Genomic DNA, 23,463 nt, shown 5'->3' on the forward strand with positions numbered 1-23,463 from the left:
GCGCGGCCGAGCGGGGAGCTGAGATGTCCGAGATCGGCCTGGCCGACAATCCGGTCGGCGAGGGGCGTGCGTTGCCGCCCCCCGAGAAGCCGGTCCGGAATAAGCTCGTCGACGGACCCATCCTGCGCACCCTGCTGTCGCTGGCCTGGCCCAACATCATCGCGAACACGGCCGGCACCTGCGTCGTCATCGCCGAGACCTCCTATATCGGCCGGCTCGGTATCGAGGCGCTGGCGGCGATGGCGCTGGTGTTTCCGCTGGTGATCCTGACCATGACGATGTCCGGCGGCGCGATGGGCGGCGGCGTGGCCTCGGCGATCGCGCGCGCGCTCGGCGCCGGCGACGCCGAGCGGGCCTCGACGCTCGCCACGCACGCGCTGCTGATCGCGCTATTGTTCGGCGCGACCTTCATGATCGGCATGCTGGCGTTCGGCCCTGCCTTGCTGGAGGTGCTCGGCGGCCGCGGCGCGGTGCTGAGCCATGCCACGGCCTATCTGCAGATCTTCTTCGGCGGCGCGATCCTGCCCTGGCTGATGAACTCGATGGCTGGCATCCTGCGCGGCACCGGCAACATGAAGCTGCCGTCGTTCATGATCCTCAGCTCGGCGCTGCTGCAGATCGTGTTGGGCGGCACGCTCAGCCTGGGCCTCGGGCTCGGCATGCGCGGCGTCGCCGCCGGCGCGCTGCTGGCGTTCTGCGTCAGCATCTCGGTGATGGGCTGGTACCTGTTCTCCGGCCGCGCGCGCGTGCGGCCGAAGCTGCGGGGCCTGAAGATCAGCGGCGCGATGTTCGCCGACATTCTCAAGGTCGGCGCCGTCGCCTGCTTCTCGCCGCTGCAATCCGTGCTGTCGATCGCGATCTTCACGCATATGCTGGCGTCGTTCGGCACCGCCGTGCTCGCCGGCTACGGCATCGGCGCGCGGCTCGAGTTCATGATGACCACGGTCGCATTCTCCGTCGGCATGGCCTCGGTGCCGATGGTCGGCACGGCGATCGGTGCGGAGAGAATCGCGCGCGCCCGCCGCATCGCCTGGACGGCGGGACTGGTGTCGTTCGCGTCGGTGGGCGCGCTGTCGACGCTGATCGCGATCGTCCCGCAATTGTGGGTCGACATCTTCACCCAGGACGAGAGCGCGCGCAGCGCGGGCCGGCACTATCTCCAGGTCGCGGCGCCGATGTATGCCTTCATCGGCCTGGCGATCTCGATGTATTTCTCCTCGCAGGGTGCCGCCAGGGTGCTCGGTCCGGTGCTGGCGCAGACGGTGCGGCTCGTCTTCATCGCTGCGGGTGGCAGCTATCTGTTGAGCCGTGCCGCGACCGAGGGCGACTTCTTCATGCTGGCGGCGTCCTCGATGGTCCTGCTCGGGGTGCTGACGCTCGCCAGCGTCATGCTCACCCGCTGGGGCCCGAAGCCGGCCGCAGCGCTGGAGCTGCGCCCGGCCGTGCTGACGGCCGGACGCGGCCTTGACTCGCGCGGGCCGCCGCCGGCGCGTATCGGCTGAGCCGCTATCCGCGCAGCCTGCCCAACGTGTCCTGCATCGCGCGCGCGCCGAGCTCCATCTGCTGATCGATATAGGGTGCGATCTCGTGCGGCAGCACGTCGGTGGTCCAGATCACCCGGCAGCGCTCCTCGCCTTCCGGGATGATCTGAAACGACGCACTGTGCTGGCTGATGCGTTCGTTCTTGATGGCATAGACGAGGCGCCGGCGTTGATCGTCGCAGTCGACCAGCTGCTCGCGCACCACGCTGCCGTTGGCGAAGCTGACAATGCGGACGTCGCCGTCGAGCGTGGTGCCGGTGACGAAGCCGGGCGCCACCCTGGTATGAACAGCGCCGAAATCCCGCACGGCGTCCCACACTGCACCCGCCGGGGCTGCGATCGGAATGTCCTTCTGGATGGATGCCATGGGCTTGACCTCACGGACACACGGCTTCGATGTTGTTGCCGTCGGGATCGATCAGGAAGGCGGCGTAGTAGGTCGGACTGTAGTCCGCGCGCGGCCCGGCGCCGCCATTGTCGCTGCCGCCGGCCTTCAGCCCCTCGCTGTGGAATCTGGCGACGGCCGCGTGGTCCTGGGCGCGGAACGCGATATGGGCGGCGCCCTTGCTGGCGCCCTTGTCGACATACAGCCACAGCGCCGGCTCCCCCTTCGGGCCGATGCCCGCCGACGCCTCGTCCTTGGAGCAGAGGATGTGGCCGAGCGGCGCCAGCGCCGATGTGTAGAAGCGGACGCTGGCGTCGAGATTGCCGACCTTGAGGCCGATATGATCGTACATCGATGATCTCCATGCTTCGCATGCGGCTGCCGCACGCGCTGGGATCATCCAATCAATGGCGGCTCAGATGGTCTTGGAGAATCTTGCGCTCGCCGCGCGAGGCCTTGCGAAACTTCGCCGGCGACACGCCGGCAGCGCGCGCGAAGGTGCGGGTGAAATTCGACAGATCGGCAAAGCCCGAATCATAGGCGATGGTGGTGACCGGCGTGTCCTCCTCGCTGAGACGCCGCGCGGCGCGCCGCAAGCGGGAGCGGATCAGATATTGATGCGGCGTCACGCCGATCGTCGCCGCGAACAGCCGCAGGAAATGGAACGGGCTGACGCCGGCTTCGTGCGCCGCAGCCGCCAGGTCGATGTCGCGCTCCGCATTGTCGTCTATCCACAATGCGCTCTCCACCGCGCGCCGGCGATCGCGCAGGCTCGGCGTCGCCGCCCGTTCCTGCCGGCCCGTGGCGGTCGCGACGAAGCGGCTGGCGATGATCTGTCCAACCTCGTCCAGACCGAGGTCCTGCTCGCGCGCGGCGACGGCCTGCGCGAGCTCACCGAGGACCATGAGCTCCGGCAGCGGCGGCATCGCGCCAGCCCGCCAGGCCTGGCTGTCGCAGCCGATCTCGTCGATGAGCGCATCATCGAAGAAGAATGACAGGCATTCGTCGCCGCAGACGTGATCGTGCGTGCACATGAACTCATCGCCGGGATGGCCCACCAGCAGCGAGCCGGTGACCAGCTCGAAGAAGCGGCCGCGGTGCCGGCAGCCGAAGCTGCCCTTGCGCACATAGGACAGCGAGTAGCCGGCATACTGCTCGACATAGGGACGCTCGCCAGGGACCGCTGCACAGCGGAACTCGGACACGGTGACGTCGCGGCTTTCGAACAGGATGGTGGTGGTCATCCTGTAAATCTAGCGCATTGCGGCGGAAAGAGGAGGGCGTCGTGCGAGATAATATCGCGCGACGCGCGAAGGCGGGCTTACAATGCGCGCGGCCTGTCGATGGCGAGAAACGCGTCGAACAACGTCAGGCCCGCATGAGGCTTTGCGCCTTCGAGCGACAGCAGCCGACGCTTGGAGACGATGCCGCTGTTGGGCGACGGCTTGTCGAGTCCGTTGCCGATGTCACGCACGCGGTGACAGGGAACGATCAGCACGAGCGCATTCCTACTCAGCGCCTGCGCGATCGAATTCAGCGCCTTGGGAACGTGCAGTTCGTCTGCGATCGCGTCGGCGGTGCGCGTCTCGCCGCGCGGAATGGCGCGAATGCAATCATAGACGCGCTGGTTGAACGGCGTGACGCCGTCGAGGTCGAGCGCAACGTCGGAGAAGTCGACGTCCTGCCCGCGCAGCATGGCCGCGATGCCTTCGATGGCGAGTTCAGTATTCGAACACGGGCGCTGCTCCCGTGCGTCGGGAAACTGACGAAACAGGCGCCGCCGCGTCTCGATTTCCCGTGCTTCCGGCAATTGTACGCCGGTGATTCCGACATCGCTCCACGCAATGCCGCAACGGCCGAGGGCCGTATCAAAGATCGTATACCCACGCCCCATGACGCCACCCCAACCCACACCACATCATATCATCGTCACGATCGCCCGCATCAACTTTGTTTACAAAGTGTTAACAGCGTGACCTGACCGGGGCGGGTTTGCCCTGATTTGGGTGATGGTTGTCAAGCGTGCCGTTGCGATCGCTGTCTGCGATCTCTGTCATCGGCATTGCGATCGCGGAATGCGGCGCCGCACGCAGGCGAGGCGCGATCGACCAGAGCCGCTACGGCCGGCTCACCGATACAGGCCTATCGCCGGCGAAATCGGGATCATGCGCAAGCCACAGTTCGAGCAGGCTCAGGAAGGTCACGGTGATCCCGATGGCGATGCTGACATGCATCGCCGACGTATGCACGAATCCGAGCAGCCATGGGGCTGCAACCAGCCACACTCCAAGCGCGACCTTCAGCCACTCCTCCCAATCGGCAAACGCAAGAAGGCCGCCGAGCGAGAGCACGATGACGGCAGCCCCCGCCAACTCAGCGTTGATGCGGCCGACGCTGCCGACGAAGCCGAACAGCCAGGGCGCGACGGCTAGGAACAGACCGCAGCCGAGGGTGTAAAGGTCGAGCGCCGACGGACCCGACATCACGGCGAGGGCTTTCGAGGGGGCGGTCTGAGACGCGGGGCTGTGGCTTTGCATGATGTGAGCTCCCATGACCTTCACGGCGTGGCGAAACAGGGAGAGGCGCCGCTTCCAACGGGCAAAAGCGCGATCGGCCCGATCCGTTCCGGAGCCTGCGGTTGCGGCCGATCACGATCGGGAGATCAGGCCGGTGGTAGAACTCTTGCGTCCGCCCCCCGCGGCCTTGGCGGTCTCGCGGCAACAAGCCGCTTGGCGAAACGCATGGTCTCGGCTAAGCATTGGCTAGCGCGGGCGTAGTTCAATGGTAGAACGGCAGCTTCCCAAGCTGCATACGAGGGTTCGATTCCCTTCGCCCGCTCCAATGCCGCGATGTCCTGCTGCGGTGCCCTGCAAGATCAGCTTCGTACGATAGCCGACGGCCGCGAAGCTGACGGGCGTTTTGCATAGATCGCCTCGATTTCCTTCGCAAAGCTCCGCTCGATCGCCGGACGCTTGTTCTTCAACGTCGGCGTGATCAGGCCTTCCTGCACGGTCCACGGCTCCAAGGTCCAATGCACCGCCTTCGGCGTCGCGTAGGACGGATAGGCCTTCGCGGCTCGCGCAATGTGGCGCAGCAGGGAGGCCGCTTCGGCCTCGTTGCCGCGCTGGCCGTGCGCCGCGAGCCTCGCCTGCTGCTCAGCCCAGCCCTTGGCGTTGAGCACGACGATCGCGGTCAGGAACGGCCGGTTCTCGCCGATCACGATGGCCTGCTCGAACAGCGGATCGGTCAGGATCGCGGTTTCCAGATCGGCGGGCGCAATCTTCTCGCCGGTCGAGGTGACGAGGATGTCCTTGATCCGACCGGTGATGGTGATGCGTCCGCTGTCGATGCGGGCCTGGTCGCCGGTGTGCAGCCAGCCGTCGGCTTCCCTGGTGCGCGCGGTCTCCTCCGGCCGGTGCCAATAGCCGAGCATCACGTTTGGGCCGCGCACCATCAACTCGTCATTGTCGCCGATGCGCACCTCGATGCCCGGCAGGGCGCGGCCGACGGTGCGCGGGTCGTTGTCGTCAGGCGTGTTGACGCTGACGACGGGCGATGTCTCGGTCATGCCGTAGCCCTGCAGCACCTCGAGCCCGAGCGCCAGGAACAGCCGCACCACCGGCTCGGCGATCGGGGCGCCGCCGCTGACGGCGACGTGCAGCCGTCCGCCGAATCGAGCCAGTACCTTGGCGGCGACCAGGCGTTGCAGCAGCGGCCACGCGATACGGTCGAACGCCGAGAGTCTCGTCCCGCGCCCATGCTGCGCATCGAAGCGACGGCCGCCGATCGCGATGGTCAGGTCGAGCAGCACCCGTTCCAGCGGGTTTGCGATCGCGCGGTGATGCATGATGACCGAATAGATGCGCTCATAGATGCGCGGCACGGAGATCAGGATGGTCGGACGGACCTCCACCAGATCTTCGGACAGCTGCTTCACCGAGCGCGCATAGGCGACGCAGGCGCCGATGGCGATCGGGTAGTAGTAGCCCGCGGTGCGCTCGAACGTGTGTGACAGCGGCAGGAACGACAGGAATACGTCGTCGGTATCGGCCGCCAGCCGCTGATGAATGGCCTTGAGGTTGGAAACGACGTTGTCGTGCGACAGCATCACACCCTTGGGCCGGCCCGTCGTGCCCGAGGTGTAGACGATGGCGGCGAGGTCGTGCGGCGCGATGGCGATCCGGGTGCCGGGAGGCGTGGCATCGCCGGGCGCCTTCAACCACGCCTCCAGATCGACGAGGCGCGGATCGCCGGTCGGCGGGGTCGTTTGCCGGTCGGCGCAGACGATCCGTCCCAGGTCGGGCAGGGCCTCGCCGACCGCTGCGATCTCATCCCAGCGTGTGTCCGAATCGACCAGCAGCAGCCGGGCACCGGAATCGGCGAGGATGTAGGCGATGCTGTCGGCATTATCGACGGCATGCATCGGCACCGGCACCAGGCCGAGCGAGAGCGCGGCCTGGTCAATGGCGAGATGCGCGATCCCGTTCGGCATCAGGATGGCGACACGCTCACCCTGGGCGAAGCCCTCGGCCGCGAGCGCTCGCCGCCATCGCTCGACGACGAGATCGATCTCGCGCCAGCAGAAGCTCGCCCATCGGCCGCTTCCTGCGTCGAAATGTCGGTAGGCCTGCTTGTCCGGGCTCCGTTCGACGCGCCAGCGCCAGAGTTCGGGCAAGGTGGTGATACCGGCCAGCGTGTCGGCCGCCATGGCGTGATCATCGATGGGATTTGAGTGCTGCACGCCCGTCTCCGGCGATCCTGAACTCCGTCGCGAAGCAGAAGCTCTGCAGCGGCGGACCGGGTCCGACGTTGACGTAGCGCAATCACCACGAGACAGATCGTGCGTCTGCGCATGGGAGCCCGGCAATCGCGGCAGGCCGACCCCGCTGTGGGAGGTCGGGCGGATCGGGGCGTCCGTCAGGCGCCCTGCGGGACCTTGTCGAGAAACCCGGTGACGCGCTGGATGCGGCCGTCGGCCAGCTCGACGAAATCCGTGCCCAGGATCGGGGCTTCCGCATTCTCGGGGCCGAGCTCCCAGGAAAAGCGGAGATGACGACCGTGGCCGTCCGCGGAGCCGATCAGGCGAAAGCGGAAGTCGGGAAAGCGCTGCTGCACGCCCGCGACCAGGCCGTCCACGGCATCGCGTCCTTCGCCGCGCATCAGCGGGTCGACATAGAGCGCATCCGCGGTCCAGTGACGTGCGAGCAACGCGCCGCGCTGCGCGGCATCGCGTTCGTTCCACAGCGCGATGTAGCTCTCGGCGATCTCGGTCGGGTTGGCCATTGGTGCTCTCCATGTTGTGAACGATGAGGAGCCCATCATCGCGCCCGGCGCGCAGCGAATCGATTACGTCGAACGTCATCTCATCCGGAATGGCAGAACTGTAAGTTGCCGCCCGTTTGCGCGAGGGCTACGCCACGCGCAGAGGCGGTGCGGGGAATGCGTCTCATGATGTCCGACACTTGGAAGTGGATTGCCGTCGCAATTTGTCTTGTGCTGTTCACGGCGGATACCGTGCTCAAGCCGCAGGACAAGCCCAATCGCATGGTGTTCTTCGAGCTGCATCGCGGCGAGAGCCCGACAATGATCGGCATGATGCGCGACGATCTCGTCAAGCTGCCGGGACGCGGCGCCAGCCGCATCCGCGATGCGCTCGCGCGCGGCGAGACGTTAACTGTCTGGCAATATGAATTAAGAAAGATTGAAGACGGCAGCTATCAGGAGGTGCCGGAGCGACAGATCCAGCTCGGCGCCGCCGATGCGCCGCTCGTCACCTTTGGTGCACGGATTCGGCTGCCCGATAATTAGTTCGGTCCAGACGGCGAAAGCATCGGGAGGCAGATCGTCTCCCCGGCTGCCAGCGCGATATCGGTCCGACCTCGCTCCATCTCCCGATCCAGACGGCGCGGTGCGAGGAGAGACCCTGCCGCGCCCGCTTGCGGCGCGGGGCTCGGCCGAACGGTCCAACCTTGTGATTGCATTCGTCGCATCTCCGGATTTCGGCCATGCCGTCGGGGCTGGCGGAAGCCCGCACCCGCGATCGTGATCGCACGAGCACCCCTGGGCCGGCGATGAGCGGGCGAGCGTCCCGCCGTCACTGGGCAGCGGGGCGCGTGTCGCGCGGAAGCTCGGCCCCGGGTTTCTCCGGAGTGTCGTTTGTGCCGCCGTGACGCCGCTGCCGCGCCGATGGGCGAATCATGCCGGGCCTCTGCCTTGCTCGTGGCGCCACCGCCATGTCCGGAACCAGCGTTGGTCCATTTTCGGTGGTAGCGACTCATTGGTGCAGCGGGCTTGCAACACTCGCGGTGAATTTGGCTTTCGCAGCTGCGCTCTCCTGGACAAAAACACGATCTCGAAACACGCTGCATTTGCGATTTGGATTTGGCTTTCGCGTTCCGGTTCTGCGGATGGGGTCGTGATTGCAAGGTCCACCGCAGTCCAAGCATCACAAGAAGCGCATCACACGAAGCGTGCCAAAGTCGGTCAGATCGGTTTTCGCCGGGTTGCACTGGGGCTCGACATGAAATTCTGGACGGGATTGCTTGCGGTCGTTCTGTTGCTGTCGGGGGTCGGCGCCAGCCAGGCCGTGGTCCGGATCGCCGATGACCGCGGTGGCCGGATCGGAACCTATGTCGACAAGTACCAGGGCCTGCGATCCTCCGGTGAGTATGTGATCATCGACGGGCTCTGCGCATCGGCCTGCACCATCGTGCTTGGGGCGATCCCGCACGAGAAGATCTGTGTCACCTCGCATGCCAATCTCGGCTTCCACGCCGCCTGGGATTTCGGCGCCAACGGCCGCGCCGTCACCAATCCCGAGGCGACCCAGATGCTGTACTCGATGTACCCTTCGCCGATCCGCCGCTGGATCACCCAGCGCGGCGGCCTGACGCCCCGGATGATCTTCCTGAAGGGCAGGGAGCTGCAGGCAATGTACAAGCCCTGCTATATGGATGCCCAGGCGTCCTCTCCGGCCTCCTCGCACGTCGTGCCCAATGCACCGACCATCTCGCCGGCTGCCGCCAAGGCCTCTGCCTCGCATTGATCACACTGAGGCACTAGCCGCTTCGGGCGATCGCGGCCCGACTGCGGCGCTTGCCTGGACCGGCTGCGGGGCTTATCTGGAGCGAGAGGGGTGGGCCGCTTGGCCGGCTCCGGCCGATGAGTACGCCATCATGCAGCCTCTTTCAGCGCCCCAAGAGATACCGTCCGCATCGCGAGCCCGGCGTCCGGCCTCTGCTCCGGCCCTCGCGGCGGGGATCGCGGCGATCGGGCTCGTCGTCGGCGCCGTGACGATGTGGGTGCAGTACGGGACCGCGGTGTTCTTCGAGACCATCGCGGCCGGCTGGCAGGCCTGCTTCTGAGAGACAGTGAAGGAGCGCGCAATGCCGTCCAATGTCACCCGTCCGCTGGTGATCGTCGGAGCCTTCGCCGCCAGCCTGGTGGTCGGGTTGTCGCTGATGTTCCTTGTCATGGGCGGCGGCCGCAACATCGCGGCGCCGGCCGCGATCGGCGGCCCGTTTCAGTTGACCGACCAGAGCGGTGCCGTCGTCACCGAGAAGAGCCTGGAAGGGCGGCCGACGCTGATCTTCTTCGGCTTTACCCATTGCCCGGACGTCTGTCCGACCTCGCTGTTCGAGATCTCCGAGGTGCTGCGCGCGATGGGCAAGGACGCCGACAGCGTCAACGCCTATTTCGTCTCGGTCGACCCCGAGCGCGACAATCCGGCCGCGATGAAGGACTACCTCTCCAGCTTCGACCCGCATCTGAAGGGCCTGACCGGCGATCCCGAGGTGCTGGCGAAGGTTCTCACCGAGTACCGGGTCTATGCCAAGAAGGTCCCGCTGAAGGACGGCGATTACACCATGGACCACACCGCTTTGGTGTATCTGATGGACCGCAACGGCCGGTTCGTCGCACCGTTCAACCTGAAGCGGACGCCCGAGGAAGCCGCGGCGGATCTCAAGAAATACCTCTGAGCGCGTTAACGCTCCAGCCGGGCGGCCGCCTCCGGGCCGAATCCAGCCTCGAATTTGCGCATGGATGGTCTATAAGGCGCTGACCATCGGGACCGCTGATGCCGACCGTCTTGTCAAAGCCCGTGAAATCCGCGCCTGCGGCCGGCGCCGCCATTGCCGGCGCGCTGCTGTGCTTCGGCCTGGCCGCAGCCGGCTCGGAGGCGCGCGCCCAGGCGCCGGTGCGGCCGGCGGTCGAAGCGGCGCCGCAGGCCGTCCCTGGGTTCTGGGACCCGCGACGCCGACCGGAGCGGCCCGATCTGTCGCGCCTCACGGTGATTCGGTTCCTGACCGAGACCGACTATCCTCCGTTCAACTTCACCGGTCCGGACGGCAATCCGGCCGGCTTCAACGTCGATCTTGCCAGGGCGATCTGCGACGAGATCAAGGTGACCTGCACCGTCCAGATGCGCCGGTTCGAAACCCTGCTCGACGCGCTGTCCTCCAACCGGGGCGATGCGATCATCGCCTCGATCGCGGTGACGCCGCAGATGCGGGCGCGGGCCGATTTCTCCGATCCGTATTACCGGGCGCCCGCGCGTTTCGTGTCCCGCCGCGACGCCGTCATGACCGAGATCCGCCCCGAATTTCTCGAGGGCAAGAAGATCGGCGCCGTCGCCGGCACCGCGCACGAGGCTTACCTCAAGGCGATGTTCACCGACGCCGAGATCAAGAGCTATCCGAACGACGAGGCGCTGCGGCAGGCGCTGCGCCGGGCCGAGGTCGACCTGATCTTCGGCGACGGCATTTCGCTGGCGTTCTGGGTCAATGGCACCGATTCCGGCGATTGCTGCGCCTTTTCCGGTGGACCTTTCGTCGAAAGCCGCTATTTCGGCGAGGGCGTCGGCATCGCCGTGCGCAAGGGCAACGACCTCTTGCGCCAGGCGCTGAACTGGGCGCTGTTCCGGGTCTGGGAAAAAGGCCGCTACACCGACCTGTGGCTGCGCTACTTCTCGATCAGCCCGTTCTAGCGCTTGCCGTCGTTCCGGGGCGCGTCGAAGACGCGAACCCGGAACCTCGAGATTCCGGGTTCGATGCTTCGCATCGCCCCGGAATGACGGGTATCATGACCTCTGTTTTGCACTGACGTCTTCGGAGAAGTCTTTTTCACGATGTCCACGATCGATCTCGTCCCAACCAGCCCGAGCGACCTGCGCGCGCTTGCCGAAAACTCCAACGCCTGGCCGTTCGAGCAGGCGAAGGCGATCGTCAACCGGCTGAAGAAGAATCCGAAGGACGAGGTGCTGTTCGAGACCGGCTACGGTCCGTCCGGCCTGCCGCATATCGGCACCTTCGGCGAGGTCGCGCGCACCACCATGGTGCGCCACGCCTTCCGCGTGCTGACCGAGGACAAGATCAAGACCCGCCTGATCGCCTTCTCCGACGACATGGACGGCCTGCGCAAGGTGCCGGACAATGTGCCGAACAAGGAGATGCTGGCCACCCACCTCGGCAAGCCGCTGTCGCGAATCCCCGACCCGTTCTCCAACGAATATCCCTCGTTCGCCGCGCACAACAATGCGCGGCTGCGCGCCTTCCTCGACCGGTTCGGCTTCGACTACGAGTTTGCCTCGTCGACCGAGTACTACACCTCCGGCAAGTTCGACGCGGCGCTGCTGCGGATGCTGGAGCGGCTGGAGAAGGTGATGGCGATCATGCTGCCGTCCTTGCGCGAGGAGCGCGCGGCGAGCTACTCGCCGTTCCTGCCGATCTGCCCGCGCACCGGCCTCGTGCTGTACGTGCCGATCGTCGAGCACGACGCCAAGGCCGGCACCATCTCCTATGACGATCCCGAAACCAGGGAGCGCATGACCGTTCCGGTCACCGGCGGCCATTGCAAGCTGCAATGGAAGCCGGACTGGGCGATGCGCTGGCATGCGCTGGGCGTCGACTATGAAATGGCCGGCAAGGACCTGATCGACTCGGTGAAGCTGTCGGGCAAGATCTGCGCGGCGCTCGGTGGCACGCCGCCGGAGGGCTTCAACTACGAGCTGTTCCTGGACGAGAAGGGCCAGAAGATCTCGAAGTCGAAGGGCAACGGCCTGACCATCGACGAATGGCTGCGCTACGCCTCGCCGGAATCGCTGTCGCTGTTCATGTATCGCGAGCCCAAGGCGGCGAAGCGGCTGTATTTCGACGTCATCCCCCGCAACGTCGACGATTACCAGCAGTTCTTGGAAGGCTTTCCGAAGCAGGACGCCAAGCAGCAGCTCGGCAACCCGGTCTGGCACATCCATTCCGGCAAGCCGCCGAAGGCCGACATGCCCGTCACCTTCCAGCTGCTGCTGACCCTGGTGTCGTCGTCGAACGCGGAGAATGCCGAGACGCTGTGGGGGTTCATCGGCCGCTACCGGCCGGGCGTGACGCCGCAGACCCATCCCAAGCTCGACGCGATGGTCGGCTACGCCATCAACTACTATCGCGACTTCGTGGCGCCGACCAAGACCTTCCGCGAGCCGACCGAGGGTGAGCGCGTGGCGCTGCAGGACCTGCGCGATGCGCTGTCGAACCTGCCGGCTGACGCGACGGCCGAGGACATTCAGAACGTGGTCTACGAGATCGGCCGCCGCGAGCCGTTCCTCGACCACGCCAAGAAGGGCAAGGACGGCCGCCCCGGTGTCTCGCTCGACTGGTTCAACATGCTCTACCAGGTGCTGCTCGGCCAGGAGAAGGGCCCGCGCTTTGGGTCCTTCGTCGCGGTCTACGGCGTGAACAATGCGGTGGCGATGATCGACGGGGCATTGGCACGCAGCGCGTGATTGCCAAGCTCATCGCGCCACCAAAGGTGTCGTCCCGGCCTTGCGCCGGGACCCATAGCCACCGGACACAATTTGGCGGAGGGTCTCCGCCACCTTCCAAAACAATCCAGCTTCCGCGGTATGGGTCCCCGCCTTCGCGGGGACGACAGCGGAGTTTGTGGCGGCCGCTTCAGCTCGAAGCCACCGGAGCCGAATGAACTACACCCCTTGCAGCACGAAGCGGCGGTCGAGCTTCTGCACCGGGCGGGCGTTCATCGGATACAGTTTTGCGAATTTCTCCACGTCCGCTTCCGCGACCGACACCGGCTCGCTCAGCAGCAGCCATTCGACCACCTCCGAGCAGGGCGGCGTCGTCAGCGAGCCGGCATAGCGATAATAGGAGCGGCGTGCCGGCAGCATCATGTTGGGGTTGATGCGCGGATCGGCCTTGACCGCGGGACCCTCCTTATCCGGCATCGTCGCGACGATCTGCGCGAAGGCGGGGTTGGGACGCCCGGTGGTCATGAGAACGCCGACGACGGCGAGGCCGCCGGAGGCGGCGCGGTGCACGAAATGCGCCTCCATCGGATAGTTCTTGCCGCCGATCTGGTGCTCGCTCGGACGATGAAAATGCACCTGCAGCAGCTTGTAGGTGGTGCCCTCGAGCTTCATGGTGCTGCTGCCATCGGCGAAGTTGAGCTGGATGGTGTGGCCGTTGTTGACGATGGTGTCGGCGGTCCTGGCCCAGCTCAGTCGGAAATCGGGAAGCTGGGCCCGGGTCGAGTGCTCGATGTCGATCGGCGATTGCTGGGTGCCGACGCCGCAGACCTTGTTGGCCGCGTCGAGATCGCCCCATTTAGCCGGCCCGGTCGCGCCCTCATAGCTCCAATGCGGGGCGCCTTCGGCGGCAAAGCCCGGGGTAGCGCAGACGGGGCAGAGGGCGAGCCCCGCAAGGGCCTTCAAGACGTGGCGGCGGTCCATGACAATCTCCAAAGGTTCAAGCGTGGGCATGATCGGTTGCGAATCGCGCGCAACAGGAAAGCCGAATCGGGTTAACTCTTGCTGAGGAACCGGTTGCATCCCCGCGAGCTCGCGTCACTCGGATACAACCTGAGCGGGTCGGCCGCCGGACTGTCCTGGGCAAACGATGCTTGAGTTCGCTGCCCCCTGCCGATACGGTCGGCCGCTCCCGAAAACATCAGCAAACTCAAGCTCAAGCCAGGACCGCGCAAAGGTGCCCAAAATCTACAAAATCTGCTCAGCTTCGGCCTGGCGCGAGGCGGAGCGGCTGGGCGTCTACCGTGGCAGCGCGGACGATCTGCGCGACGGGTTCATCCATTTTTCGACCGCCTCCCAGGTGCCGGAGACGGCGCTGAAGCACTTTTCGGGACAGAGCGCGCTGTTCCTGGTCGAGGTCGAGGCGGACGCGCTCGGCGATGCGCTGCGTTGGGAGCGTTCGCGCAATGACGAGCTGTTCCCGCATCTGTATGGCGAGCTCGATCTCGGTGCCGTGACCGGCGTTCACCAGATGCACAGCCGTGCCGATGGCGGCCACGACATTCCGGACCTGAAGCCGTGATTCGCGCCTTCGACCAGCTTTCGCTGCCGCTGCTCCGCTGGCTCGACGCTGAGGATGCGCACCGGCTCGCCATCCAGGGCCTGAAGCTGCTGCCGGCGATCAAGCCGCGACCGGATGATGCCAAGCTCGCGGTGCGCGCCTTCGGCCTGAACTTCCCGAATCCGGTCGGCATGGCCGCCGGCTTCGACAAGAACGCCGAGGTGCCGGACGCGCTGCTGCGGCTCGGCTTTGGCTTCGTCGAGATCGGTTCGGTGACCCCGCGGCCGCAGAGCGGCAATCCGCGCCCGCGGCTGTTCCGGCTGGAGCGCGACGAGGCGGTCATCAACCGCATGGGTTTCAACAATGACGGCGCCGAGATCGTGCTGCGGCGCCTGGCCGGGCGCGCCCACCAGGGCGGCATCGTCGGCGTCAATGTCGGGGCCAACAAGGATTCGGTCGACCGTGTCGCCGACTACGTCCGGCTGATCGAGACCTTCGCGCCGGTGGCGAGCTATTTCACCGTCAACATCTCCTCGCCCAACACGCCGGGCCTGCGCAACCTGCAGCAGGCGTCTCAGCTCGACGAGCTGCTGTCCAAGGTGCTCGAGGCGCGCGACCGCGTGCGGCGGAAAGCCGGCGATACGCCGGTCCTGCTCAAGATCGCACCCGATCTCAGCCTCGCCGAGCTCGACGACGTCGTCCATGTCGCCCGCTCGCGCGGAGTCGACGGCATGATCGTGTCGAACACGACACTCGCCCGGCCCAGCTCGCTGCGCGAGCAGTTGCGCGCCAAGGAGCAGGGCGGCCTGTCCGGGCGGCCGCTGTTCCGGCTATCGACCCGCATGGTGGCCGAGACCTTCGTGCGCGTCGAAGGTGCGTTCCCGCTGATCGGCGTCGGCGGCATCGACACCGGCGGCGCCGCGCTCACCAAGATCCGCGCCGGCGCCAGCCTGATCCAGCTGTATTCCTCGCTGGTCTACAAGGGCCTCGGCCTGGTCGAGAGCATCAAGGCCGACCTGACCTCGACCCTGCTGCGCACGGGACGCGATTCGCTGTCGGAGATCGTTGGTGCGGACGCCGCGACGATCACCGCCGAGGACTGGCCGGTTTAGATGCGCTTGATCTTCGGCGAAGAGTGTAGGGCGAGCGGGGTCGCAAAGCGCGCTGCGCGATACAGCGCCCCCTACAAACTCTCTTTGTTGCCGAACGACGCCCGCAGCAGCGCCGGATAGCGTGCGGCCTGGAAGCCGCCGCGCGCCGCGTAGAAGCTGAGCATCGCGATCCACAGGCCCGTATTGCCGAAGCCGCGCAGCGCCAGCCAGGTGCCGAGGAAGACGACCAGCGCCGCGACCATGAGGTTGCGCATGTCGCGCGCCCAGGTGGCGCCGATATAGACGCCGTCGAATGCGAAGGCGAATACCGACAGCAGCGGCGACGCCACCACGAACGGCAGATAGTCGCGCGCCGCGCGGCGCACCGCATCGCTTGCCGTCATCACGTCGATCAGCACCGGCCCGAACAGCGCGAAGATCGCGGCCACCGCGAGCGCGAAGCCGAAGCCCCAGGCGAGCACCAGCCTTGTGGCGCCGGAAAAGGCGCCGCGGTTGCGCGCGCCGAACGCATAGCCGCAGAGCTGCTCGGCGGCGTTGGCGAGGCCGTCGAGGAAGAACGCGGCCACCAGCAGGAAATTGTTCAGCACCGCGTTGGCGGCCAGCGTCGTGTCGCCGGCGCGCGCGCCCTGTGAGGTGAAGAACAGGAAGGCGATGATCATCGCCGCGGTGCGGATCATGATGTCGCGGTTGACGGCCATCATGTGCATCAGCTTGGCGCGGTCGAGCAGCGCCGCGCGCGACATCCGGGCGTCGGCCTTGACCAATCGGCGCGCCAGCACGAGGCCGATCGCGACACCGACCGTCTCCGCGATGACGGCGGCAATCGCCGCGCCGGCGATGCCGGCCTGCAGCACCTGGACGAACAGGATGGTCGCGGCCATGTTGATCAGGTTGATCGCGACCTGAATGGCCAGCGCCAGCCGTGCGCGCGCCAATCCGACGAGCCAGCCGAGCAGCACGTAGTTGGCAAGCGCCAGCGGCGCCGACCAGATCCGGACCATGAAGTAGGTGCGGGCCGCGCCGAGCACGGCGTCGCTGCCGCCCATGAGGTCGAAGATGATTGCCCCCAGCGGCAGTTGCAGCGCGATCAGGCTGACGCCGATCAGCGCGGCCAGCGCCAGGCCGCGGATCAGGACCATCAGGATCTCGTCGGTCTCGCCGGCGCCGAGCGATTGCGCGGTGAAGGCGAGCGTGCTGGCGCGCAGGAACGCGAACAGCCAGAACAGGCAGTCGAAGATCACCGAGGCCATGGCGACGCCGCCGAGCATGGCGGCTTCGCCGAGCCGGCCGATCGCCGTGGTCGAGACGATGCCGATCAGCGGCGTCGTCAGGTTGGCGATCATCGCGGGACCCGCGATGTCGAACACCTGCGCGGTCGTGACTTTGGCTGAAGCGGTCAAGAATGGCCCGTTGATTGGCAGAGCGCGCGGCACGCGCGTTCCTGCCGTTCTTAGCGGCCTTTCGCGCCTCCCGGCTAGAGGTCGATGCTCATGCCGTCATGCGCGGCCACATGGCCGATGCGGTCCAGCCGGCCCAGCATGTCGTCGCTCATATGGGTGAGCACCAGCCGCTTCGGCCGGATCGCGTCGAGATGCGCCTCCAGCACCGCGAGGCTGAGGTGGTTCTTCACCGCCTTGTCGTAGGTGTAGGCCTCGGCGATCAACAGGTCGGCGTTGCGGCCGAGCGGGATCAGGCTCTCCGTCCATTCGGTGTCCGCGGTGTAGGCGACGACCTTGCCCTCCGCCTCGATCCGGTAGCCGAGAAACGGCCCGCCCGAACTGCCGTGGACGACTGGAAACGGCGTCACGCAGACCTCGCCGAAGCGCGTCGTCTGCTCCGGTTCAAGCTCGATCACGGACAGCTCGAATTTCCGCGGCGTGCGCGACGAATGCTCGAACAGCGCTTCCATCACCTGCGTCAGCCGCGCCGTGATGCCGGCGGGGCCGGCGATCACCAGCGGCAGCGTCCGCTTCGAAAACTGCGCGTCGAGCAGCAGGAAGGGAAGCCCGGCGAAATGATCGCCATGGAAATGCGTGATCAGGATCAGTTCGATGGCGTTGCTGGCGATGCCGAGCCGCTTCAGCGCCGGCAGCGACGAGGCGCCGCAGTCGATCAGAAGGTTCGTCTGCGCGCCGGTCAGATGGAAGCAGGTGTTGGAGTTGCCGCCCGAGCCGAACGCGTCACCGCAGCCGACGAAGCGGAGCTGCATCGGCTGCGGCTCTCTATCGGCCCCGCGGGGCGAACAGCCGCGACAGGAGCCAGACCGGGATCACGATCACCGCGCCGAGCAGGAAGTAGCGCCACAGCCAGTTGAAGGCGTCGAAGCCGAGCTCGTAGAGCCGGATGAACAGCAGCCGGATGCTGTGCAGGATGTTCAGCGGATCGAAGCCGATCGCCGACAGCACGACGCCGACCAGGATCGACAGCAGCACCAGCCGGAACGCCACCGACAGCGGCGAGCCGCCGAGAAAACGGTACAGGCCATCCGAGCTGCGGGCGCGGGCCGGATAGTCCCTGACGTCGTTCGACATGGCATCGTCTCCAGGCGGGTTCGTCGGATTCGCGATCCCGATTATAAGGCACGGCAGGGCAGGTGGGGAACCCGGCTCAGCGCCGCAAGCCGGTTACCGGCAATTAATGTTCCCGGCGCTGTCACGCCGGCGCCTCGCTCTTCAACATCCGCTCCAGGGTCTCCAGCCGGTCGGCCTCGCGCGGCGGCTTGTCCCAGCGCAGCCGGCTGATGCGCGGAAAGCGCATCGCGATGCCGGATTTGTGCCGCGGCGAGCGCTGCAGGCCCTCGAACGCCACTTCGAGCACAAGGCCCTGCTCGGCCTCGTGCACGACATGCCGCACGGGACCGAACTTCTCGGTGGTGTTGCGGCGGACGAAGCGGTCGATCTGCAAGAGCTCCTCGTCGGTGAAGCCGAAATAGGCCTTGCCGACGGGCACGAGCTGATCTCCGCCGTCTCCCGCCGTCCAGACACCGAACGTGTAGTCGGAGTAATAGGAGGAACGCTTGCCGTGGCCGCGCTGAGCATACATCAGCACGGCATCGATGATGTGCGGATCGTGCTTCCACTTCCACCATTGTCCCTTGGGCCGGCCGGGCAGATACAGCGCGTCGCGCCGCTTCAGCATCACGCCTTCCACCGCGTCGGCATCGCCTCCTGCGCCGGCAGATGCGGGATTGGCGCGCGCGGCCTTCAGCTCGTCCCAGGTGGAAAACGCGATGGTCGGCGACAAGTCGACACGCGGTTCGTCGAGTCGCTTGATGAAAGCCTCGAGCCGTTCACGCCGCTCGGCGAACGGCAGCTCACGCAGATCGTTCTCCTCGTCGCCGAGCAGGTCGTAGGCGCGCAGGTGGATCGGGTACTCCTTCATCAGCTTCGGCGACACCGTCTTGCGGTTCAGCCGCTGCTGCAGCACGTTGAAGCTCTGCACGCGCTGATCGCGCACCACCAGCAGCTCGCCGTCGAGCGCGCCCGGCAGGTGCAGCGACGGCAAAAGGTCGGGAAAACCAGCGGTGATGTCCTCGCCGCTGCGCGAATACAGCCGCGTGACGATGCGGCCATCGGTCTCGCGGCCGCTCACCGCCTGCACGCGGATGCCGTCCCACTTCCATTCCGCGATGTAGTCGGCCGCGTTCATGCCGGCGAAGTCGTCGTCCTCGACGGCATGCGCCAGCATCACCGGCCGGAACGGCGCGGGATCGCGATTGACCGGCTTGTCGCCGCGGCCTTCCAGCCAGGCGAACAGGTCGAGATAGGGCGGCGACAGCCCCGGCCAGATCAGCTCGACCTCGTGCGGTTCCTTGTCGCCGAGCGCGGCCGCTGCGGTCTTGGCCAGGCGCGCGGAGATGCCGATGCGCAAAGCGCCGGTGACCAGCTTCAGCAGTGCCCAGCGCCCGGTCTCGTCGAGCTCATCCAGCCATTGCGCGAGTTGCCGCGGCATCTCGGTCTTGCCGAGGGTGCGCAAGGTGGTGACAACCTCGGTCAGCGTCGGCGGTGGCGGGTCGTTGTGGCCGGGTGTGGGGTCCCTCGTGAGACCGCCCGTGGGGTGCCCCCCTCTCTGCCCCTCCCCCACAAGGGGGGAGGGAACGGAGAGAGCGGCTGTGGGGGACGAGAGACGTGAAGGGGGAGTGATGCTCGATGCAGACCGAGACAGCAACTCCGAACGCGTCAGCGCTCCCTCCCCCCTTGTGGGGGAGGGGTGGGGAGGGGGGTACCCAGGAACGAGCTGCTGATGATGCGCCCTGTCCTTCGGCCACATCAGCGCGACGGTCTCCGAGAGATCCCCCACATAATCATACGACAGCGCGAACAGCACCGGATCGGTGCGCGCGGCGATCAGGTCGCGGATCAGCGCCGGCTTGGCGTGCTTGAACGACAGCGCGCCGGTGAGCGCACCAAGCGCGTAGCCGCGATCGGGATCCTCGACCTCGCGGAAGTACGACGTCAGCAGCCGCAGCTTGTTGTTGCGGCCGGGCTCATAGGCGAGGCGGTCGAGCAACTCGGCGAAGCGGTTCATGCCTCGGCGTCCTCCGTGGCCACCACCTCGCTTTCCTCCTCGTCGCCGTAGCCGACCAGATCGAGCGGCCGGGCCGCGAGCCCCTTGGCTTGGCACCAATGCACCAGCGCGTCCTCCTGCCCATGGGTGACCCACACCTCGCTTGCGCCGGTCGCGGCGATGGTGGTGGTGAGCCCGTCCCAGTCGGCATGATCCGAGATCACCAGCGGCAGCTCGATGCCGCGCTGCCGGGCCCGGGCGCGCACCCGCATCCAGCCCGAGGCGAAGGCGGTGACGGGATCGGGAAAGCGGCGGGTCCACAGGTCGGAGGTTGCACTCGGCGGCGCCAGGGTGATGGTGCCGGCAAGCTCGGCCTTCTTGACGCCCTTCACGGGCCGGAGCTCGCCGAGCGCGATTCCCTTGTCTTGATAGTAGCGCGTGATCTTGTCCATCGCGCCGTGCAGGTAGATCGGCCGATCATAGCCGGCCTCGCGGATCAGCGCGATGACACGTTGCGCCTTGCCGAGGGAGTACGCGCCGACCAGGTGCGCGCGCTCGGGAAACAGCACCACCGAGGCCAGCAGCTTGTTCACCTCCAGCGCCGCGGCGCCGTGACGGAACACGGGCAGGCCGAACGTCGCCTCGGTGATGAAGACGTCGCATTGCACCAGCTCGAACGGTGCGCAGGTCGGATCGCGCGCATCCTTGTAGTCGCCGGAGGCGACGATGCAGGTGCCGCCGCAGGACACCTTGATTTGCGCCGAGCCCAGCACATGGCCCGCAGGGTGGAAACTGACGGTGACGTCACCCAGCCTGATCCGCTCGCCATAGCCGATCGCCTGCGTGGAGCCTGCAAAGTTGTCGCCATAGCGCAGCCGCATGATGTCGAGCGTTTCCTGGGTCGCCAGCACCGCGCCGTGGCCGGCGCGGGCGTGGTCGGAATGGCCATGGGTGATCAGCGCCCGCTCGACCGGGCGCACGGGATCGATGTGAAAGCCGCCGGCCTTGCAGCAGAGGCCGGACGGAACGGGCAGCAGAATGTCTTGCGGACGCATGTGGGTCATATAGGTCATGCAAGACGCGTTTTCAGGCCGTGCCAGTTTCCATCTCGTCATGCGCGGGCTTGACCCGCGCATCCATCTCCTCGATGAGAAGTTCGCATTGACGACGATGGTTCCCATGCCCCACCGCCTGTTCCTGTCCTCCGGCGATCTGATCGCCGACCGCCGCTACGAGTTCGCCCGCGACCTGCAATTGAAGGGCGACCTGGTCGCGGCCGCAGAGGTGATGGAGCAGGCCATCGAGGTCGCCCCCAACTTCGCCTCGGCCTGGTTCGAGCTCGGCAAGATCCGTCTCGGTCTGGGCGAAACCGACAAGGCGATCTCGGCCTTCCAGAACGCCTATGCCGCCGATCCGGATGATCGTCACGGCGCCGCCGTGCATCTGATGCAGCTCGGCGCCGCGCCGCTGTCGGACATGCCCAAGGCCTATGTGCAGTCGCTGTTCGATCAGTATGCGCCGCGCTTCGAGGCCGAGCTGACCGAGCGGCTCAACTACCGCGCGCCGGCGATCCTGTTCAAGGCGGTGCTCGCGGTGCGCGCGGCCGAGCGCAAGCCGGCCTACTTCAAGCGCGCGATCGATCTCGGCTGCGGCACCGGGCTGGGCGCGGCGGCGTTCGCCAAGAACGTCGACAGCATCATCGGCATCGACCTGTCGGCCGGCATGATCGCGGAGGCGCGCGCCACCGGGCTCTATGCCGGGCTAGAGGTCGACGACATGACCGCAGGGCTGCAGCGCCAGGACGATGCGTCTGCGGATCTCATTCTTGCTGCCGATGCGATGGTCTATGTCGGCGACCTCGGCCCGGTGTTGCGCGAGGCGCAACGTGTGCTCAGTCCGGGCGGACTGCTGGCCTTGACCGTCGAGACCCATGACGGCGACGGTGTCATTATGGGCAAGGGGCTGCGCTATGCCCATGGCGCGGAATATGTCCGTGGCGTGATCGCAGCCGCGGGATTGAAGCTGGCCCATCTCGCGCCGGCGTCGCCGCGGACCGAGGAGCAGTTGCCGGTGCGCGGGCTGGCCGTGGTCGCGGCCAGGACTTGAGTCTAGACGCTATTGAATGCGCTGCACGCGGCGTCCAATGCGGCAACTTCGCTCTTGCCGCAGCTCTCCCGATGCCAAAAAATGTCGGCAGTCTAGGGAGAGACAAAAATGAAAAAACATCTGACGCGGCGCGATTTCTGCGCCACCGCGCTTGCGACCATCGGCGCCTCGACGATCGCTTCGCCCCATGTCTGGGCCGCCGAGAAGAAATATGATGCCGGCGCCAGCGATACCGAGATCAAGATCGGCCAGACCATTCCGCATTCCGGCCCCGGTTCGCTGTATGGCGTGCTCGGCCGTGTCGGCGAGGCCTATTTCCAGATGCTCAACGAGCAGGGCGGCATCAACGGGCGCAAGGTCAAGTTCCTGACGATGGACGATGCCTATAGCGCGCCGAAATGCGTCGAGGCGACGCGGCGGCTGGTCGAGCAGGACGAGGTGCTGGCGCTGTACGGCTCGCTCGGCACCGCGCCGCAGACCGCCGTGCACAAATACCTCAACTCCAAGGGCGTGCCGCAGCTCCTGCTCAACACCGGCGCCTCGAAGTGGAACGACCCCAAGAACTACAAATGGACCATGGCCGGTCTGCCGCTGTATCCGACGGAGGCGCGCATTCTCGCCAAGCATGTGCTGAGCGTGAAGCCGGAAGCCAAGATCGGCATCCTCTATCAGAACGACGATTTCGGCCGTGACTTCCTGGGGCCGTTCAAGAAGGTGCTGGCCGACGCCGGCGGCAAGGCGCAGGTGATCATGGAGCAGACCTACGATCTCACCGAGCCGACGGTGGACTCGCAGCTGATCAACCTGTCGAAGTCGGGCGCCGACGTGTTCTACAACATCAGCACGGGCAAGGCCTCGTCGCAGTCGATCCGCAAGGTGGCCGAGCTCGGCTGGAAGCCGCTGCAGCTGCTGTCGGCGGGCTCGACCGGCCGTTCGATCCTGTCTGCCGCCGGCCTCGAGAATGCCAAGGACATCGTCGCGATCCGCTATTCCAAGGACGCCGGCGTGCCGCAATGGAAGGACGATCCCGACGTCAAGGGCTTCGAGGCGCTGCGCGCCAAGTACCTGCCCAACATCGATCCCGACAACACCATCGCCTATGCCGGCTACGGCCAGGCGGTGTCGATGGGTGAGATCCTGCGCCGCTGCGGCGACACGCTGACCCGCGAGAACGTGCTCAAGCACGCCACGACACTCGCCGGCTTCCACTCGCCCTTCTTCCTCGATGGCGTCAATTACGCCTACACGCCGGACGACTATACGCCGATGAAGACGCTCTACATCTCGATCTTCGACGGCAAGGACTGGAGCATCTCCGAGAAGCCGATGACGGAGTAGGGATTTTCCCTCCATCGGATGATGACACCGGAGCTGTGGCCGCACTCTCCGGTGTCGTCCCTGCGAACGCAGGGAACCATACCGCGGAATCTATCGGTGAGGCGTCACTGCAAGTCATCGTCCCACAAAAGCCGGTGGCTACGGGTCCCTGCGTTCGCAGGGAC

The 23,463-nt window shown here is 66.4% G+C and carries 24 protein-coding genes and 1 tRNA gene; 12 read left to right on the forward strand and 13 right to left on the reverse strand.

Annotated elements, in window-relative coordinates:
- The first annotated feature begins 23 nt into the window (after positions 1–23).
- Complete coding sequence (locus ACQR13_RS17505) at positions 24–1,502, forward strand: MATE family efflux transporter (protein ID WP_434863028.1); 1,479 nt, start codon at positions 24–26, stop codon at positions 1,500–1,502.
- A 4-nt stretch (positions 1,503–1,506) separates the two neighbouring features.
- On the opposite strand, the gene ACQR13_RS17510 is transcribed toward ACQR13_RS17505, so the two are convergent.
- The 5 genes from ACQR13_RS17510 to ACQR13_RS17530 form a co-directional block, all read right to left on the reverse strand.
- Positions 1,507–1,908, reverse strand: coding sequence for an SRPBCC family protein (locus tag ACQR13_RS17510; RefSeq protein WP_315717152.1), 402 nt, complete (start codon positions 1,906–1,908; stop codon positions 1,507–1,509).
- Positions 1,909–1,918: 10 nt separating this feature from the next.
- Positions 1,919–2,278 carry a VOC family protein gene (locus ACQR13_RS17515; protein ID WP_315751247.1) on the reverse strand — a complete coding sequence of 120 codons (360 nt, stop codon included), beginning with the start codon at positions 2,276–2,278 and terminating at the stop codon, positions 1,919–1,921.
- 52 nt (positions 2,279–2,330) lie between these two features.
- Complete coding sequence (locus ACQR13_RS17520) at positions 2,331–3,170, reverse strand: AraC family transcriptional regulator (RefSeq protein WP_315827964.1); 840 nt, start codon at positions 3,168–3,170, stop codon at positions 2,331–2,333.
- Between the two features lie 77 nt (positions 3,171–3,247).
- Positions 3,248–3,820, reverse strand: a complete 573-nt coding sequence (locus ACQR13_RS17525; RefSeq protein ID WP_315827965.1) for a methylated-DNA--[protein]-cysteine S-methyltransferase — start codon at positions 3,818–3,820, stop codon at positions 3,248–3,250.
- A gap of 223 nt (positions 3,821–4,043) precedes the next feature.
- Positions 4,044–4,463 carry an SPW repeat protein gene (locus ACQR13_RS17530; protein WP_316165596.1) on the reverse strand — a complete coding sequence of 140 codons (420 nt, stop codon included), beginning with the start codon at positions 4,461–4,463 and terminating at the stop codon, positions 4,044–4,046.
- A 230-nt stretch (positions 4,464–4,693) separates the two neighbouring features.
- Here ACQR13_RS17530 and ACQR13_RS17535 point away from each other — a divergent pair.
- Positions 4,694–4,767, forward strand: a tRNA-Gly gene (locus ACQR13_RS17535).
- A gap of 34 nt (positions 4,768–4,801) precedes the next feature.
- Here the strand turns inward: ACQR13_RS17535 and ACQR13_RS17540 are convergent.
- Positions 4,802–6,667, reverse strand: coding sequence for an AMP-dependent synthetase/ligase (locus ACQR13_RS17540; protein ID WP_316165595.1), 1,866 nt, complete (start codon positions 6,665–6,667; stop codon positions 4,802–4,804).
- Between the two features lie 176 nt (positions 6,668–6,843).
- The gene (locus ACQR13_RS17545; protein ID WP_434863029.1) at positions 6,844–7,209 is read right to left on the reverse strand and encodes a nuclear transport factor 2 family protein; all 366 of its coding nucleotides are present in this window, start codon (positions 7,207–7,209) and stop codon (positions 6,844–6,846) included.
- A 165-nt stretch (positions 7,210–7,374) separates the two neighbouring features.
- On the opposite strand from ACQR13_RS17545, the gene ACQR13_RS17550 reads away from it, so the two are divergent.
- The 6 genes from ACQR13_RS17550 to ACQR13_RS17575 all read left to right on the forward strand — a co-directional run bounded on the left by ACQR13_RS17550 (position 7,375) and on the right by ACQR13_RS17575 (position 12,700).
- A complete protein-coding gene (locus ACQR13_RS17550) occupies positions 7,375–7,734 on the forward strand; it encodes a hypothetical protein (RefSeq protein ID WP_315717159.1) in 360 nt (119 codons plus the stop codon).
- A 712-nt stretch (positions 7,735–8,446) separates the two neighbouring features.
- Positions 8,447–8,971, forward strand: a complete 525-nt coding sequence (locus tag ACQR13_RS17555) for a hypothetical protein (protein WP_315751255.1) — start codon at positions 8,447–8,449, stop codon at positions 8,969–8,971.
- A 130-nt stretch (positions 8,972–9,101) separates the two neighbouring features.
- Positions 9,102–9,290 carry a hypothetical protein gene (locus ACQR13_RS17560; RefSeq protein WP_315751257.1) on the forward strand — a complete coding sequence of 63 codons (189 nt, stop codon included), beginning with the start codon at positions 9,102–9,104 and terminating at the stop codon, positions 9,288–9,290.
- Between the two features lie 21 nt (positions 9,291–9,311).
- A complete protein-coding gene (locus ACQR13_RS17565) occupies positions 9,312–9,905 on the forward strand; it encodes an SCO family protein (RefSeq protein ID WP_315717162.1) in 594 nt (197 codons plus the stop codon).
- A 98-nt stretch (positions 9,906–10,003) separates the two neighbouring features.
- Positions 10,004–10,912 carry a transporter substrate-binding domain-containing protein gene (locus tag ACQR13_RS17570; protein ID WP_316175635.1) on the forward strand — a complete coding sequence of 303 codons (909 nt, stop codon included), beginning with the start codon at positions 10,004–10,006 and terminating at the stop codon, positions 10,910–10,912.
- A 141-nt stretch (positions 10,913–11,053) separates the two neighbouring features.
- On the forward strand, positions 11,054–12,700 hold the full coding sequence (locus ACQR13_RS17575) for a lysine--tRNA ligase (RefSeq protein WP_315751260.1): 1,647 nt from the start codon (positions 11,054–11,056) through the stop codon (positions 12,698–12,700).
- A 198-nt stretch (positions 12,701–12,898) separates the two neighbouring features.
- Here ACQR13_RS17575 and ACQR13_RS17580 read toward each other — a convergent pair whose 3' ends face one another.
- Positions 12,899–13,660, reverse strand: a complete 762-nt coding sequence (locus tag ACQR13_RS17580; RefSeq protein ID WP_315827971.1) for a carbonic anhydrase — start codon at positions 13,658–13,660, stop codon at positions 12,899–12,901.
- Between the two features lie 253 nt (positions 13,661–13,913).
- On the opposite strand from ACQR13_RS17580, the gene ACQR13_RS17585 reads away from it, so the two are divergent.
- Together ACQR13_RS17585 and ACQR13_RS17590 are read left to right on the forward strand one after the other, a co-directional pair.
- Positions 13,914–14,258, forward strand: a complete 345-nt coding sequence (locus ACQR13_RS17585; RefSeq protein ID WP_434863030.1) for a DUF952 domain-containing protein — start codon at positions 13,914–13,916, stop codon at positions 14,256–14,258.
- Positions 14,255–15,349, forward strand: coding sequence for a quinone-dependent dihydroorotate dehydrogenase (locus tag ACQR13_RS17590; RefSeq protein ID WP_315717952.1), 1,095 nt, complete (start codon positions 14,255–14,257; stop codon positions 15,347–15,349). The genes ACQR13_RS17585 and ACQR13_RS17590 overlap by 4 nt, the downstream gene beginning before the upstream one ends.
- A gap of 71 nt (positions 15,350–15,420) precedes the next feature.
- Here ACQR13_RS17590 and ACQR13_RS17595 read toward each other — a convergent pair whose 3' ends face one another.
- The 5 genes from ACQR13_RS17595 to ACQR13_RS17615 form a co-directional block, all read right to left on the reverse strand.
- On the reverse strand, positions 15,421–16,716 hold the full coding sequence (locus tag ACQR13_RS17595) for an MATE family efflux transporter (protein ID WP_315828019.1): 1,296 nt from the start codon (positions 16,714–16,716) through the stop codon (positions 15,421–15,423).
- A 107-nt stretch (positions 16,717–16,823) separates the two neighbouring features.
- On the reverse strand, positions 16,824–17,558 hold the full coding sequence (locus ACQR13_RS17600) for an MBL fold metallo-hydrolase (protein ID WP_315751264.1): 735 nt from the start codon (positions 17,556–17,558) through the stop codon (positions 16,824–16,826).
- A gap of 13 nt (positions 17,559–17,571) precedes the next feature.
- On the reverse strand, positions 17,572–17,880 hold the full coding sequence (locus ACQR13_RS17605) for a DUF6460 domain-containing protein (protein WP_315717950.1): 309 nt from the start codon (positions 17,878–17,880) through the stop codon (positions 17,572–17,574).
- A 121-nt stretch (positions 17,881–18,001) separates the two neighbouring features.
- A complete protein-coding gene (locus ACQR13_RS17610) occupies positions 18,002–19,876 on the reverse strand; it encodes an ATP-dependent DNA ligase (protein ID WP_434863031.1) in 1,875 nt (624 codons plus the stop codon).
- Positions 19,873–20,919 carry a ligase-associated DNA damage response exonuclease gene (locus ACQR13_RS17615; RefSeq protein ID WP_316195160.1) on the reverse strand — a complete coding sequence of 349 codons (1,047 nt, stop codon included), beginning with the start codon at positions 20,917–20,919 and terminating at the stop codon, positions 19,873–19,875. The genes ACQR13_RS17610 and ACQR13_RS17615 overlap by 4 nt, the downstream gene beginning before the upstream one ends.
- 115 nt (positions 20,920–21,034) lie before the next feature.
- Here ACQR13_RS17615 and ACQR13_RS17620 point away from each other — a divergent pair, with 115 nt between their 5' ends.
- Together ACQR13_RS17620 and ACQR13_RS17625 are read left to right on the forward strand one after the other, a co-directional pair.
- Complete coding sequence (locus ACQR13_RS17620; RefSeq protein ID WP_315751268.1) at positions 21,035–21,961, forward strand: class I SAM-dependent DNA methyltransferase; 927 nt, start codon at positions 21,035–21,037, stop codon at positions 21,959–21,961.
- A gap of 108 nt (positions 21,962–22,069) precedes the next feature.
- Positions 22,070–23,299 (forward strand): ABC transporter substrate-binding protein, encoded by a 1,230-nt coding sequence (locus ACQR13_RS17625; protein WP_316165587.1) that lies wholly within the window; start codon positions 22,070–22,072, stop codon positions 23,297–23,299.
- The last annotated feature ends 164 nt before the right edge of the window (positions 23,300–23,463 follow it).

The organism is Bradyrhizobium sp. HKCCYLRH3059 (genome assembly GCF_051168035.1).
GTDB lineage: Bacteria > Pseudomonadota > Alphaproteobacteria > Rhizobiales > Xanthobacteraceae > Bradyrhizobium.

Coding starts and splice junctions, on each gene's coding strand:
- ACQR13_RS17505 (WP_434863028.1), top strand. CDS start 24: ATGTCCGAGATCGGCCTGGCCGACAATCCGGTCGGCGAGGGGCGTGCG.
- ACQR13_RS17510 (WP_315717152.1), bottom strand. CDS start 1,908: ATGGCATCCATCCAGAAGGACATTCCGATCGCAGCCCCGGCGGGTGCA.
- ACQR13_RS17515 (WP_315751247.1), bottom strand. CDS start 2,278: ATGTACGATCATATCGGCCTCAAGGTCGGCAATCTCGACGCCAGCGTC.
- ACQR13_RS17520 (WP_315827964.1), bottom strand. CDS start 3,170: ATGACCACCACCATCCTGTTCGAAAGCCGCGACGTCACCGTGTCCGAG.
- ACQR13_RS17525 (WP_315827965.1), bottom strand. CDS start 3,820: ATGGGGCGTGGGTATACGATCTTTGATACGGCCCTCGGCCGTTGCGGC.
- ACQR13_RS17530 (WP_316165596.1), bottom strand. CDS start 4,463: ATGCAAAGCCACAGCCCCGCGTCTCAGACCGCCCCCTCGAAAGCCCTC.
- ACQR13_RS17545 (WP_434863029.1), bottom strand. CDS start 7,209: ATGGCCAACCCGACCGAGATCGCCGAGAGCTACATCGCGCTGTGGAAC.
- ACQR13_RS17550 (WP_315717159.1), top strand. CDS start 7,375: ATGATGTCCGACACTTGGAAGTGGATTGCCGTCGCAATTTGTCTTGTG.
- ACQR13_RS17555 (WP_315751255.1), top strand. CDS start 8,447: ATGAAATTCTGGACGGGATTGCTTGCGGTCGTTCTGTTGCTGTCGGGG.
- ACQR13_RS17560 (WP_315751257.1), top strand. CDS start 9,102: ATGCAGCCTCTTTCAGCGCCCCAAGAGATACCGTCCGCATCGCGAGCC.
- ACQR13_RS17565 (WP_315717162.1), top strand. CDS start 9,312: ATGCCGTCCAATGTCACCCGTCCGCTGGTGATCGTCGGAGCCTTCGCC.
- ACQR13_RS17570 (WP_316175635.1), top strand. CDS start 10,004: ATGCCGACCGTCTTGTCAAAGCCCGTGAAATCCGCGCCTGCGGCCGGC.
- ACQR13_RS17575 (WP_315751260.1), top strand. CDS start 11,054: ATGTCCACGATCGATCTCGTCCCAACCAGCCCGAGCGACCTGCGCGCG.
- ACQR13_RS17580 (WP_315827971.1), bottom strand. CDS start 13,660: ATGGACCGCCGCCACGTCTTGAAGGCCCTTGCGGGGCTCGCCCTCTGC.
- ACQR13_RS17600 (WP_315751264.1), bottom strand. CDS start 17,558: ATGCAGCTCCGCTTCGTCGGCTGCGGTGACGCGTTCGGCTCGGGCGGC.
- ACQR13_RS17605 (WP_315717950.1), bottom strand. CDS start 17,880: ATGTCGAACGACGTCAGGGACTATCCGGCCCGCGCCCGCAGCTCGGAT.
- ACQR13_RS17610 (WP_434863031.1), bottom strand. CDS start 19,876: ATGAACCGCTTCGCCGAGTTGCTCGACCGCCTCGCCTATGAGCCCGGC.
- ACQR13_RS17615 (WP_316195160.1), bottom strand. CDS start 20,919: ATGACCCACATGCGTCCGCAAGACATTCTGCTGCCCGTTCCGTCCGGC.
- ACQR13_RS17620 (WP_315751268.1), top strand. CDS start 21,035: ATGCCCCACCGCCTGTTCCTGTCCTCCGGCGATCTGATCGCCGACCGC.
- ACQR13_RS17625 (WP_316165587.1), top strand. CDS start 22,070: ATGAAAAAACATCTGACGCGGCGCGATTTCTGCGCCACCGCGCTTGCG.